Source organism: Denitrificimonas caeni (assembly GCF_905120345.1).
Lineage (GTDB): Bacteria > Pseudomonadota > Gammaproteobacteria > Pseudomonadales > Pseudomonadaceae > Denitrificimonas > Denitrificimonas caeni_A.
On the sequence record NZ_CAJHOA010000006.1, the window covers coordinates 226,073 to 239,897 of the forward strand.

The 13,825-nt window shown below is 47.3% G+C and carries 12 protein-coding genes; 10 read left to right on the top strand and 2 right to left on the bottom strand.

Annotated elements, in window-relative coordinates:
* The first annotated feature begins 187 nt into the window (after window positions 1-187).
* From pcnB to JYJ62_RS12590, 9 genes are all read left to right on the top strand, one after another.
* Entirely contained in the window at window positions 188-1,567 is a 1,380-nt protein-coding gene (gene pcnB, locus JYJ62_RS12550; RefSeq protein WP_205342557.1) for a polynucleotide adenylyltransferase PcnB, read from the top strand.
* A complete protein-coding gene (gene folK, locus JYJ62_RS12555; RefSeq protein WP_205342558.1) occupies window positions 1,567-2,103 on the top strand; it encodes a 2-amino-4-hydroxy-6-hydroxymethyldihydropteridine diphosphokinase in 537 nt (178 codons plus the stop codon). Before pcnB ends, folK begins: the two co-directional genes overlap by 1 nt.
* 74 nt (window positions 2,104-2,177) lie before the next feature.
* Window positions 2,178-2,978, top strand: a complete 801-nt coding sequence (panB, locus tag JYJ62_RS12560; protein ID WP_205342559.1) for a 3-methyl-2-oxobutanoate hydroxymethyltransferase — start codon at window positions 2,178-2,180, stop codon at window positions 2,976-2,978.
* Window positions 2,975-3,823, top strand: a complete 849-nt coding sequence (panC, locus tag JYJ62_RS12565; RefSeq protein ID WP_205342560.1) for a pantoate--beta-alanine ligase — start codon at window positions 2,975-2,977, stop codon at window positions 3,821-3,823. The genes panB and panC overlap by 4 nt, the downstream gene beginning before the upstream one ends.
* A 67-nt stretch (window positions 3,824-3,890) precedes the next feature.
* Entirely contained in the window at window positions 3,891-4,271 is a 381-nt protein-coding gene (gene panD, locus JYJ62_RS12570; protein WP_205342561.1) for an aspartate 1-decarboxylase, read from the top strand.
* A gap of 66 nt (window positions 4,272-4,337) precedes the next feature.
* On the top strand, window positions 4,338-6,002 hold the full coding sequence (pgi, locus tag JYJ62_RS12575) for a glucose-6-phosphate isomerase (protein WP_205342562.1): 1,665 nt from the start codon (window positions 4,338-4,340) through the stop codon (window positions 6,000-6,002).
* Window positions 6,003-6,098: 96 nt separating this feature from the next.
* A complete protein-coding gene (locus tag JYJ62_RS12580) occupies window positions 6,099-7,277 on the top strand; it encodes an acetyl-CoA C-acetyltransferase (protein ID WP_205342563.1) in 1,179 nt (392 codons plus the stop codon).
* Between the two features lie 174 nt (window positions 7,278-7,451).
* Window positions 7,452-10,322, top strand: coding sequence for a DUF748 domain-containing protein (locus JYJ62_RS12585; protein WP_205342564.1), 2,871 nt, complete (start codon window positions 7,452-7,454; stop codon window positions 10,320-10,322).
* Between the two features lie 80 nt (window positions 10,323-10,402).
* Window positions 10,403-10,696 carry a DUF2845 domain-containing protein gene (locus JYJ62_RS12590; RefSeq protein ID WP_205342565.1) on the top strand — a complete coding sequence of 98 codons (294 nt, stop codon included), beginning with the start codon at window positions 10,403-10,405 and terminating at the stop codon, window positions 10,694-10,696.
* A gap of 106 nt (window positions 10,697-10,802) precedes the next feature.
* Here JYJ62_RS12590 and JYJ62_RS12595 read toward each other — a convergent pair whose 3' ends face one another.
* Window positions 10,803-11,129: a hypothetical protein gene (locus JYJ62_RS12595; RefSeq protein WP_205342566.1), complete on the bottom strand. Its 327-nt coding sequence runs from the start codon at window positions 11,127-11,129 to the stop codon at window positions 10,803-10,805.
* Window positions 11,130-11,256: 127 nt separating this feature from the next.
* Complete coding sequence (locus JYJ62_RS12600; protein ID WP_205342567.1) at window positions 11,257-11,796, bottom strand: hypothetical protein; 540 nt, start codon at window positions 11,794-11,796, stop codon at window positions 11,257-11,259.
* Between the two features lie 567 nt (window positions 11,797-12,363).
* Here JYJ62_RS12600 and JYJ62_RS12605 point away from each other — a divergent pair.
* Window positions 12,364-13,305: an IPTL-CTERM sorting domain-containing protein gene (locus tag JYJ62_RS12605; RefSeq protein WP_205342586.1), complete on the top strand. Its 942-nt coding sequence runs from the start codon at window positions 12,364-12,366 to the stop codon at window positions 13,303-13,305.
* The last annotated feature ends 520 nt before the right edge of the window (window positions 13,306-13,825 follow it).

A 13,825-nucleotide genomic window follows, 5' to 3' on the forward strand; every position in this document is an offset into this window, starting at 1 on the left:
TTAAGCATTTTCTTCGTTCACCTCGCACTCTAGCGGTGGTAGAATCGTTAACCATGATGTGCCATTCACAATACAATAATTCTTTTCGTTTCATCGCACAGGCCGCACTGCACTCTTTGCCGCTGATTTTGTTGCGCACAGCGTTTATGAATTATCCTTCTGTCGCGAGTCGCAAACAGGCCTTGTTATGCTGAAAAAGCTTTTTAAACCCTTTCGCCTTTCACGCCAGCGCAAAGAACCCGAACAACCCACCGTACTGGAAGCCCATGAGCACCGTCTCAGCTGTGCAGACTTCAGTCGTAACGCCGCCAATGTGGCCGTACGCTTACAGCATGCGGGCTTCCAAGCGTACTTAGTCGGCGGTTGCGTACGTGACTCCCTGCTCGGTGTAACGCCAAAAGACTTTGACGTCGCCACCAATGCGACTCCGGAAGAGGTGCGTTACGAATTCCGTAATTCACGTATTATTGGTCGACGCTTTAAACTAGTGCATGTACATTTTGGTCGCGAAATTATTGAAGTTGCGACCTTCCGTAGCAATCACGTACAAGATGATGATGTCGCGAACAACGATCAATCGGCGCATGATGTCAGCGGTCGTATTTTGCGTGATAACGTCTACGGCAGCATGGAAGATGACGCCCAGCGCCGCGACTTCACCATGAACGCCCTGTACTTTGATGTCAGCAACGAAAAAGTTCACGATTACAGTACGGGCTTTGCCGATATTAAACGTCGCTTAATCCGTCTGATCGGTGACCCAGAACAACGCTACCTTGAAGACCCTGTTCGTATGCTGCGCGCCATTCGCTTTGCCGCCAAACTGGACTTTGAGATTGAAGACAGTACCGCCGAACCGATTCGCCGTTTAGCGCATTTATTAGCGGATATCCCCTCGGCGCGTCTTTACGAAGAAGTACTCAAACTCTTTCTCAGTGGCTACGCTGTACGCACCTATGAACTGCTCTGCGAGTACGATTTATTCGCCCAACTGTTCCCCGGCACAGCTAAAGCACTACTAAGACAACCAGAGAATGTTGATCGCTTACTGCGCAACGCCTTTAAGAGCACGGACAAGCGCGTCAATATGGATCGCCCTGTCACACCTGCATTTTTATTTGCAGCATTGCTCTGGCCGTCGCTCACAGTTCGCGCGATCAGCTTGCAAAATGATGGCATGCACGCGCTACCGGCCATGCAAGAAGCGGCGCACCAAGTCCTACTCGAGCAAGTGCAGCGCATCGCCGTGCCAAAACGCTTTAGTATGCCCACCCGTGAAATTTGGGATATGCAAGAACGCTTACCACGCCGCGCAGGCAAACGCGCTGACACTTTATTAGCACACCCTCGTTTCCGTGCCGGTTACGACTTTTTACTATTGCGTGAAAGTGCTGGCGAGCCCACTGAAGGGCTGGGTGATTGGTGGACAGCGTATCAAGATGCCAGCGACAGTCAGCGCCGCGAGATGATTAGCAACTTATCCAGCAAAAGTAGCGCGCCACGCAAACGTCGACGCAGCAAACCACGCACCAGCAAACCCGACCATATGGCGCCAGGTCACGAGTAATGGAGCAGGTTTATATTGGTTTAGGCAGCAATTTAGCTGAGCCTGTGCAGCAACTGGATGCAGCGCTAGCAGCTCTAGCACAACTGCCAGAAACGCGTTTAGTCGCAATCTCCGCCTATTATTCCAGCGCGCCACTGGGTCCAAGTGACCAGCCGCGCTATACCAATGCAGTCGCACACTTAGCAACTGATTTAACAGCGCATGCGTTACTCGATCAATTACAAGCGATCGAGCTTGATCAAGGCCGTCAACGTAAAGCTGAACGCTGGGGCCCACGCACGCTGGATTTGGATATTGTACTGTTCGGTGAGCATATTATTGACGATGAGCGTCTTTGTGTTCCGCATTACCATATGCACGCTCGACCTTTTGTCTTACTGCCTTTAGCAGAGCTTTGCCCTGCTGATTTGCAACTACCCGATGGTCGCCGACTGGTGGATTTATTAAGCAACTGCCCTATTGACCCAACCCTGCAGCGCCTGCATACGCCTCAGCTTGGTACCTCTATGGCAGCCAATAAGCATAGAAATGATTGACTTACAGCGAAGCCGTCAGGACTATAATCACCTTGATACGAGTACCCATAAAGGTACCAAAGAGGACTCCTTGCATGTCTGATGTCACCCTAACAACCTTATTACAACTCAAACAGCGCGGCGAAAAAATTGCCATGTTGACCTGTTATGACGCGACTTTTGCCGCCACTGCCTGTACCGCAGGTGTCGAAATCTTATTAATTGGCGACTCGTTGGGCATGGTTCTGCAAGGTCACGACAGCACCTTACCCGTGACCATTGAAGATATGGCCTATCACACGGCTTCGGTTAAACGCGGCAATAAAGGTGCATTGATCCTTAGCGACCTCTCCTTTATGAGCGCAGCAACCCTTGAGCAAACCTATCAAAGCTGCGCCAAGCTGATGCAGGCCGGCGCGCACATGGTCAAACTTGAAGGCGGCGCTTGGTTAGCAGACACCGTGAGCTTATTAGCCGAGCGCGGCATTCCTTGCTGCGTGCACTTAGGCCTAACCCCGCAATCAGTCAATGTCTTTGGCGGTTATAAAGTGCAAGGTCGTGGCGAGCAACAAGCACAAAAAATGCTGGATGAAGCCATTGCCCTTGAGCAAGCGGGCGCAGCCTTACTGCTGTTAGAGTGTGTACCCAGTGAACTGGCAGAACGCATCAGTCGCGCCGTGCAGGTGCCGGTGATTGGCATTGGCGCCGGCCCTGGTACTGATGGCCAGGTTCTGGTACTACACGACATGCTGGGCTTATCATTAAGTGGCCGTACGCCTAAATTTGTACGCAACTTTATGCAAGGGCAAAGCAGTATTGCGGGCGCAATCAGCCTCTACACCCAATCGGTTAAAGACCAATCATTCCCAGCAGCAGAGCACGAGTTCCACGCATGAATACAGTACAATCGCTGCCAGAGTTACGCGCCGCCATTGCCCGCGCACGCAGTGAAGGCAAACGCATTGCCTTGGTACCCACCATGGGTAATTTACACGCGGGTCATATCGCCCTCGTCAAACAGGCCGTTGAGCGCGCTGATTTCGTTGTCGCCAGCATTTTTGTCAATCCGTTGCAGTTTGGTCCAAACGAAGATCTCGACAGTTATCCACGTACTTTAGCCGCAGATCAGAGTAAGCTGCTCGAAGCCGGTTGTAATCTGCTGTTCACCCCTGATGCACAGGTTATGTACCCGCAGGGAATGACGCAGCACACTATTGTCAGCGTGCCAGGTGTGTCTACGGGTTTATGTGGTGGCAGTCGTCCTGGCCATTTTGATGGCGTAGCCACTGTGGTCTGCAAGCTGCTGAATATGGCGCAACCCGATATGGCTCTATTTGGCGAAAAGGACTATCAGCAACTGGCGGTCATCCGAAAAATGGTTGCTGATTTAAATATGCCAGTGCAAATTTTTGGCGTTCCCATTGTTCGTGATACAGATGGCCTCGCATTATCTTCAAGAAATGGGTATCTTAACGCGCAACAACGTGCCAGCGCTCCTGCTTTGCATCAGTGCATGCAGACTGTTAAAGCACAAATAAAAAATGGCCGCCGTGATTACGCAGCGCTCTTTGAGCAACTTAACATTGATCTACAAGTCGCAGGCTTTCGTCTTGATTATGTAGAACTGCGTGATGCGCTAAGCCTACAACCCGCTGCTGTGCAGAGCACTCAGTTGGTCTTATTAGCTGCCGCTTATCTCGGTAGCACACGCCTAATCGACAATCTGATTTTTGATCTGTAATAACGACAGACGCCGAGTACTGGCGCTTAACTTACCAGTACTGCGCTACGTCGAAGAGGAAAACACCATGCAAACCATTATGCTCAAAGCGAAATTGCACCGCGCAATTACCACCCATGCCGTCGTTGACTATGAAGGCTCTTGCGCCATTGATGGCGACTGGTTAGATCAGTCGGGGATTCGCGAGTACGAGCAAATCCAAATTTATAACGTCAACAATGGCGAACGTTTCACCACCTACGCGATTCGTGGCGAAGCCGGTTCCCAGATCATCTCGGTCAACGGCGCAGCCGCTCATAAAGCCGCTGTCGGTGACGTGTTAATTATTTGCGCTTACTGCAACTATGAAGAGAGCGAGCTCGCTACTCATGAGCCACGTTTACTCTATATGGGTAAAGATGGTTCACTGAGCCATAGCAGTAATGCAATTCCTGTGCAGTTGGCCTAAGCCTCTTGCATTCAATAATGGGTGGACCGGTTCCACCCATTTTTTTAATATAAGTAGATCGGTGTCATGACCCACTACCAACAGCCTTTTGATGCATCTAAACTCCCCGCTTGGCAGCAGTTGCTTAAACAGCGCGACGCCATGCAGGATTTCCGCATGCAGGATGCCTTTGCGACAGATACGCAGCGTTTTCAGCGTTTTTCTTTAAACCACGATGGTTTGCTATTAGATTTTTCAAAAAACTTGTTGGATAACACCACTCTAGATTTGCTGATGCAACTGGCCGAACAAAGCCATCTGCAAAACGCCATTCAAGCGTTATTTAATGGCAAATCTGTGAACGCTTCGGAGCAACGCCCAGCACTGCACACGGCCTTACGTCGACCCATTGGCGATACGCTAGTGGTGGATGGCGAGGATATCATTCCGTTGATTCATAATGTGCTCAGCAGCATGACCGAAATGGTCAACCGCATTCACAACGGCTTGTGGCGCGGCTACAGCGAAAAGCCTATTACAGATATCGTTAATATTGGTATTGGCGGCTCGTTTCTAGGCCCCCAACTGGTCTCTGAAGCGCTACTACCGTTTGCCCAGCAAGGTGTGCATTGCCATTTCTTAGCCAATATTGATGGCAGTGAGTTTCACGAACTGAGTAACAGCCTGAATGCTGAAACCACCTTATTTATTGTTTCCAGTAAGTCTTTTAAAACCCTCGAAACCTTAAAAAATGCTCAAGCAGCACGCAGTTGGTACCTTGCCCAAGGCGGTACTGAGACCTGTGTGGATCGTCACTTTATTGCGGTATCCAGTAATATTGAAGCTGCAGTAGCTTTCGGTATTGCCCCTGAAAATATACTACCCATTTGGGATTGGGTCGGTGGTCGTTATTCATTATGGTCAGCGATCGGCCTGCCGATTGCATTATCGATCGGCATGTCCAACTTTAAAGAGTTATTGGCAGGCGCATGGAGCATGGACCAACACTTCCAAGAGGCGCCCTTTGCCGAAAATATGCCCGTGATCATGGCGATGCTTGGTATTTGGTACAACAATTTTTGGCAAGCACAAAGCCAAGCTATTTTGCCCTACGACCATTATTTGCGTAATTTCACCCAGCATTTACAACAGCTGGATATGGAGTCCAATGGCAAACATGTACGCCAAGATGGCTCGCCTTTAACATATCCTAGCGGCTCAGTGATTTGGGGTGGAGTGGGCTGTAATGGTCAGCATGCCTATCACCAATTACTGCACCAAGGCACCATGTTAGTGCCCGCTGACTTTATTGTACCGGTGGTCAGCCATAATCAAATTGCTGATCATCACCAGTGGCTGTATGCGAACTGTTTATCGCAAAGCCAAGCCTTAATGCAAGGTAAAAGCCTCGAGCAAGCCGCGCAAGAACTGCGAGATAAAGGTCTCGATGAAAGTGAAGTGCAGCGTTTAGCACCCCATAAAGAAATTCCAGGTAATCGTCCCAGTAACACTTTAGTTTTGGAACGTGTCTGCCCACGTCGTCTCGGCGCTTTAATTGCCCTCTACGAGCATAAAGTCTTTGTCCAGAGTGTCGTGTGGGGGACCAATGCCTTTGATCAATGGGGTGTTGAACTGGGTAAAGTGCTAGGCGAAGATGTCTATCAACGCTTAACTACGCAAACACTAAGCACTGTAACGGATGCTTCAACCCAAGGTTTAATTAATTTTTTTAGAAACCGCCATCGCGGTTAAACAAAACATAGACAAAGGTTTTCACCCGTCACTGATAAACATAATAAAAAAGGTATTTATCAGTGTGCTTTTAAACCGTAGCAAAAGGATATCCCCATGCATGAAGTTGTTATTGTTGCCGCTACACGCACCGCTGTCGGTAGCTTTCAAGGCAGTTTAGCCTCTATTCCAGCACCGCAATTAGGTGCGATTGTGATTCGCAGTCTACTGGAGCAAACAGGCGTTGCTGCTGAACAAGTTGATGAAGTCATTCTCGGCCAAGTACTTACGGCAGGCAGTGGGCAAAACCCTGCACGACAGACGGCTATCCACGCCGGTCTACCCTTTAGCACCCCAGCTTTCACCCTCAATAAAGTCTGCGGCTCGGGTCTCAAAGCGTTACATTTAGCGGCGCAAGCTATCCGTTGCGGTGATGCTGAAGTGATTATCGCCGGTGGCCAAGAAAACATGAGCCTATCACCTTATGTGATGCCAGGTGCGCGTACCGGTTTACGCATGGGTCATGCTAAAGTTATCGATACCATGATTGAAGACGGCCTTTGGGATGCCTTCAATGATATTCATATGGGTATCACGGCTGAAAATCTTGTCGAAAAATACAACTTAAGCCGCGAGCAACAAGATGCGTTTGCCGCAGCCTCACAAGAAAAAGCAGTTGCCGCGATTGCTGCGGGTCGCTTTGTCAGCGAAATCACTCCAGTGAGCATTCCTCAGCGCAAAGGTGAGCCACTGATTTTCGACACCGACGAGCAACCTCGCGCGGGGACAACAGCTGAATCACTGGCGAAACTACGTCCTGCCTTTAAAAAAGACGGTTCAGTCACTGCGGGTAACGCCTCGTCGCTCAACGATGGTGCCGCAGCGGTGATGTTAATGAGTGCCGAAAAAGCTAAAGCACTGGGTCTGCCTGTCTTGGCACGTATTGTTGCTTATGCCAATGCGGGTGTTGATCCAAGCATTATGGGTATCGGCCCAGTCGCAGCCACACAGAAATGCCTGAGCAAAGCAGGCTGGAACATCGCCGACTTGGACCTTATTGAAGCCAATGAAGCTTTTGCCGCACAATCATTAAGCGTGAATCAAGAACTAGGCTGGGATACCAATAAAATCAATGTCAATGGCGGTGCAATTGCCATCGGCCATCCGATTGGTGCATCAGGTTGCCGTATTCTTGTTTCGCTGCTGCATGAAATGTTACGCCGTGATGCCAAAAAAGGTCTTGCCACCCTGTGTATTGGCGGCGGTCAAGGCGTAGCATTAGCGATTGAACGCTAAGTTGCGTTAACTTATAACAGCATCGGCCTGGATTGAACTGCAGGTCGATGCTGTACATCTCTGCCAATAAACCCTTCTGCGCTATCGCTATGCGCAATCACCTAAACGACAATCTACTGCTCTGCGCGTATTTTGCCTACACTATGGATACCGTCGACTTGAGGAGTTGCAGTGATGCTCAAAGGACTAAAGCGCCTCATCATTACCTTAGTAAGCTGTCTAGCGCTCTATAGCTGGTTGGGTTTTTTACTGATTCCTAGCATTGCCCTAAAAACCATCAATCAGCAACTGACTGTGTACGCTAACAGCCCTGCTCATCTGCACCGTCTAGAATTTAATCCTTTTACCTTTGAACTCTTTGCTTGGGACCTGCGCATCGGTGCAGCAGACACTGAACAACTGAGCTTACAATCTCTATATGGCAAGCTCGCCAGCGATAGCTTATGGACTAAAACCCTACATCTACAGGATGTGCAATTAGTACAGCCTAATGTGCAGGTTATTTACAATAAACAAGGTGAGCTCAATCTTACCCAGCTGTTTACTTTCCCCGTCGCTCCAGCCGTACCTGAACAACTAGACAGTACGCCTCTGGCCGTGCTGATTGATCAACTGCAACTGCAACAAGGGTCATTGCGTTTTAGTGACCAACGCCAACATGACGCAGTGGATGTCACCCTCGCTGATCTAAACATCACTCTAAATAAGTTTGATACCCGCCCCACCGGTAACAGTGATCTGCAGCTCAGCGCACAAGCCAATGACGGTACACAGCTGCAATTCACCGGTGCTATACGTCTCAGCCCACTGGTCTCACAAGGCCATATTCAACTAAAAAACGCCAAACTAAAAAGCTGGTGGCCCTATGTACGCGAGCACTTCAGTGCGCAACTGAAAGAAGGTCGTCTGAGTCTCGATAGCCATTATGAGCTGACACTGGAAGACACTTTAAATTTTAAGACTAAACAGCTCAGCGCGCAGTTACACTCGGTCGCGCTTGACCAAGATAAACAGCCCTTAATGCGTTTGGCTGAGCTAAAAATCAGCGATACAGAGTTTGATTTAGCGGCGCAAAAACTACGTATCGGCAAAGCCAGCAGCAAAGAGCTTGAGGCGTGGGCGCAAATTGCTAAAGATGGTAGCAATAATTGGCAAAAACTCTTGCCCAGTGCGCCAGAATCATCAAATCAGCAAGCTAGCAACGACAACAGCAAGCCTTGGCAAATTATCGTTAAACAGGCTGACTTCACTCAGCATAGATTTCATCTAGCGGATAACAGTCATAGCGAACCGATAGCACTCGAGCTGGCTGATTTCAATCTACATCTTAAAGACTTTGATAGCCAAGCCAAGACACCGTTTAATGCTGAACTCACTACCCAAGTCGGTGAGCAAGGCCGTTTAAGCAGTAGCGCACAGGTGTTATTGCAACCTCTGCAGATTGATATGACGCTCAACAGTAGCGATCTGGATTTACGTCCTGCGCAAGCTTGGATCAGCCCTTATGCGCACATTGAATTGCGCAGTGGTCTGCTAAGCAGTGCGCTAAAGCTACAAGTCAGTGATTCAGATCATTTAAAACTAGCGGTACAAGGTAACGCTGCAATCAGTCAGCTGCACATGCGCGATACTCTACGCCAGCGTGAACTTTTAAAATGGCAGGCAGTGGCTATCAATGGCATTCAATACACACTTCAGCAACAGTCACTATCGATTGACAACCTCATTCTGCAGCAGCCCTATGCGCGCTTTATTATTAATGAAAATCTCACTACCAATATCAGTGAGTTACTCATTCCACAGCCGGAGAAACCAGCGGCCGAGCAAGTAAGCGACAGCCCAGCGTTTGCAATGCATATTGGCGGTATTCAAATTAAAGATGGCTCGGCTAACTTTGCTGATTTTAGTCTCACCCCCAATTTTGCTACGGCGATTCAACAGCTCAACGGTGCTATCGGCACGTTAGACAATCAAACCAATAGCGTGTCAACAGTTGATATCCAAGGTAAAGTTGATCGTTATGCGCCAGTCACAATTAAGGGCAGCCTGACCCCTTTTGATCCGTTAAAAAAACTCGATATCACTACCGCTTTTAAGCATGTAGAACTTACTACGTTAACCCCTTACTCAGGAAAATTTGCTGGTTATCGAATTCATAAAGGTCGACTTAACCTAGACCTGCATTATCAAATCAACGACGGCAAACTGAATGCCAGCAATAAACTGCTGCTTGAGGAGCTGCAGCTCGGTGAGCGCGTCGACAGTCCCGATGCAGTGGATTTACCGGTGCGTTTAGCGATCGCCCTACTGAAAGATAGTAAAGGGCGAATTGCGCTGGATTTGCCGGTACAAGGTGATTTAAATAATCCTGAGTTTAAAGTTGGCCCAATTGTTTGGCAAACCTTGCGTAATTTACTGAAGCGCGCAGTATCAGCACCGTTTAACTTCATTGCCGGCTTAGCCAATAGCAATGCACAAGAATTAAGTGAAGTGGCCTTTTTACCAGGTCAGTCCGTCATCAGTCCACTGGCGGCAAAAAGCCTAGACACGCTAGCACAAGCACTGCAGGAGCGTCCGCAATTACGCTTGGAAGTCGAAGGCAGTAGTCGCGCGGAATTAGATGCTCCAATCCTAGTACAGATGCGTTTAAACGCAGCCTACCAGAACGCCTGGTATAGTGTTTTACAGCGTCGAGGTACTAAGATTGCATCTAATAAAGAGGAGTTAGAGGTGCCCGAAGAGGAAAAACCAGTATTGCTTGAAGGGATTTATCGATCTCAATTAAAACAGCAGCCTCCAACTGAATGGACAAATTTAGATAAGACAGAGCGCGCACAGCAGATGCATACTGCAGTGCTAGCCAGTTATGCGAAAAACAGGTCGGGTTTGCGACGTCTAGCGCAAGCACGAGCCAACAGTATTAAAGAGTATTTAATTGAACAGGCACAGTTAGATGCAGAGCGCGTCTATTTGATTGATGTCAGCACCGGCAAAGCAAACGCTGACGGCGCCATTATCAGCACCTTACACTTAGGCAGCATGTGACGAGACTGTTGCTATATGCTGTATCCATAATTAAGAAAATGGCGTAAAGAATCTAACACGCTGTATTGCAGGAGCATCAAATGAGAGTATTTATAGCGATAGTTTTATCTGCGCTACTGGGTTTAACAAGCTCGGCCGTCATAGCCAGCACCTTTCGCTGCGGCTCGAAGTTGGTAAGCTTAGGCGACCGCGCATTTACCGTGTTACGAACTTGCGGCGAGCCGGTGACGCGAGATCTGATAGGCTATACAGGATCCGATTACAACCGCAATGAGTTACCTATCGAAGAATGGGTGTATGGTCCCAAAGGTGGTATGTATTACTACTTGCGCTTTGAAGGCGGCGAGTTAGTAAAAATATCCAGCAGCCGTTAACTAGGCGCTAAACGCACCTCTTGGTTATTTAATATTGTTCAACAGACAAAAAATAGCCACCCGTTTTAGCAGCAGCTATTTTCACTCAACATAGCGAATATATATTTTAATCGACGTTATCCAACGTAAAAACTAAGTCATATTTTTTCACGTTAATGTTTCGAAGGGTATAAGTATCACCCTCTTCATCTTCAAGCTGTACATCAAACTTTGGATTTGAGTAACCATTAATATTAACTCGTATCGTCTCACCATCCTCTAACACATCAACATCTAATACGTCCTCACCCCACTCATCGCTACCAACATCGCTGACATAGAGGTGATACGCAGCATATCCCGTGTTATTGGTGACATTGAGATACATACCCGCAGCGTAAGCACTGAGAGTTCCAAGAAAAAATAAAATACATACAAGGGCTATTTTTTTCATAAAAATGATTCCATATAGAATGCAGTTAAAATGAGTCTTAACTTTTATCAGACATCAATATTTCCGGCAAGAATATAAAATACCCTATGATCTGTATTATGCATTAATATACAGGTCAACCCAGCGCTTAAAGAATCGTATCCGCAGCAGCACAGGCGGCCTTGTAATAGCTTGCGCAAGCGTCTTTAAAGTATTTTTTTGCCGCTTTACGACAGTCTCGATAGACAAGTGAACCCACCTTATAATTACTACACACGTCGCTGGTATTGATGCTTTTCTTTTCAGTGTAAGTAAATGAGCCACTTCTATGTTCTTTTTCACTTTTCCATTGCCAGACTACCGTTTTTTGTTTGGCTATACCGCCAAACACTCTACTAATCTCATTGATTAAAGAGTCCGCCCCATTTTCTTCTTGCTCATTATTTTTAGTGCTAAAAAAAAACGTCTCTTCGATTTTATCGCTTATCGTTTCGGCTAATAACTCACTTATAAATTTTGATTTTTCAATATCTAGCGAAGAATCTCTCAACCCAGCAGATTGCGTATCTTCCACTAGATAGAAAAGCACACCTATAAAATAGCCCGCCAACACAGCAAAAAAGAGCCACTTTTTCGGATCTTTTTTAGCTCTTCTTCGGAAAATGCTTTTATCAAAACGTCCCTGCACAATAAAACTTCCTTTTTAAAGCAAAGCTAAAGACCCTAGTAATTAGCTTCAAGTTATTATAATTAAAAGCAACTATATACCTCAAATATAAAGCGTCAACTCTTTTAACCTATTAACACTAACTACCATAGTTAATATTATTTATTATCGTTTTATTGATAATATCAGTATTCAGTGTATATAATAATCATATACTGCAACAAACCTGTGATCGCTGCCATGATCATCATCATTTAAGAAAACAGTTGATTCAACGTGGCTGATTAGACCAAGCCAGCTGTATTTTGAATGATAGATCTGCGCATGCTCATTAACCTGAGTACAGTGAACACACTGCAGTAGGTAAACGTCGACTTTGCAGTGTCTGTAAGCATAACTCCGTACAGGTATAAGTTTGACTTTGAAACAGTCAAAATTTATTTTTTTCTATCATATTATTAATGTAAATGGTAGTCTAAAATTATGCTTAACCACTTCGTATAATGAGACGAATAGACAAGCTAAATCAAAGAATAAAAAAAGACATTAAACGGTATTAATGACTTACAAGTCGTAAAGGAAACTGCGATGAACGGTCAGATTACAGATGCACCACAGCCCCATTTCACTATGTCTCCCTTTCTCGCAATAAATCCCATGCACCGTCACATACCCCGTGGTTTGTTGGCAAGCCTAAGTGTCATATTGCTTTTGGTGTCTGGGGCCGCTCAAGCTGCAACAGCGCCAAATCTTGGAGCTGCTGCATCCTATGGCATTCTTTCCAGCACCTACACCAACACCGCAGCAGGCACCACTATCACAGGCGATCTTGGGTATACAACAGGTCCTACATCGGTGCCAACCGTGAGTGGAACGACACACGTTGCCGATATTCCATATAACACAGCAGGCTCAGCTCAAGGCCTGGCGCTGGCAAACTTGAATGGTCAAGCTTGTACGTCACTCGGCGCTGGCGCTGTTGCTTTAAACGCTATAAATGTGGGTTCAGGACCAGGAGTATTTCCGCCGGGCTGCTATTCCAGCGGCGGCGCTATGAATATAACCACCGGCACGCAAGTGAAACTTAATGGTCCAGGTGTTTACATTTTCAGACCGGGCGGAGCATTGAATCCTGCAGCCAACGCTAAGATTGTCACAGCGGGCGGGGTCTGCGAAAACGATATATTCTGGGCTCCCACCGGCGCCACGACACTCGGCGCAAACACAACGTTTCTAGGCTCTATCATTGACGACGCAGGCATTACATTTGGGAATAATGCAACATTGGTGGGAAGAGCCTTGTCATTTGGCGAAACCGTTACCACAGATAAAAACATCATTACCGTTCCAGTTTGTACCGGTTACGCTGGAGCAGATCCAGGCCCAGGCCCCGCACCAATTACTCCACCAATTACTGCTGAAGGGATCCCAACCCTTTCAGAATGGTCGATGATCATGCTTGCAGCGCTACTCGCTGCAGCAGGCTTTGTAACGATACGTAAACAGAAAAACTATAAACAGATCACTTAATAACTGAAACAAAGAGGGGCGCTTAGGCGCCCCTCTTTAGTTATGTGGAAGCATCGAGTCGTCGGCATTCTTGCCGGGTTTTTTGCAGTGCAATTGTTAACTATCGTGCGCGTGATCAGTCTCTTCTATCTTGGCCAGTCGAGCATGATCGTCTTCGAATCGGTACATCTTTATCTATAGCAAGCGTTCAGCGTGCTCGATGTATTGATTATCTGGTTAGTCTGGATTCACATACTGCCGTCAACATCTAGCGCGAGGCATCCTGCATCAATAGATGACGATACATAGCCAGCGACTGGACTATGGTGATAACAAGCGACCATGACACTATTTGTGGCTTAACAACGTAATGGAAGCCTTGCAGGACTGCTCATAGACGAAGACAGCGTAGTTGGTGCTGCGTATGTGGCATAACGCTCCACAACCACTGTACGGGCGCGGGCTTTATGTTCTTCGAGGCATAAAAAAACCCCAGATCATTGCTGATCTGGGGTTTTACTGTTCAAACTTGACGATGACC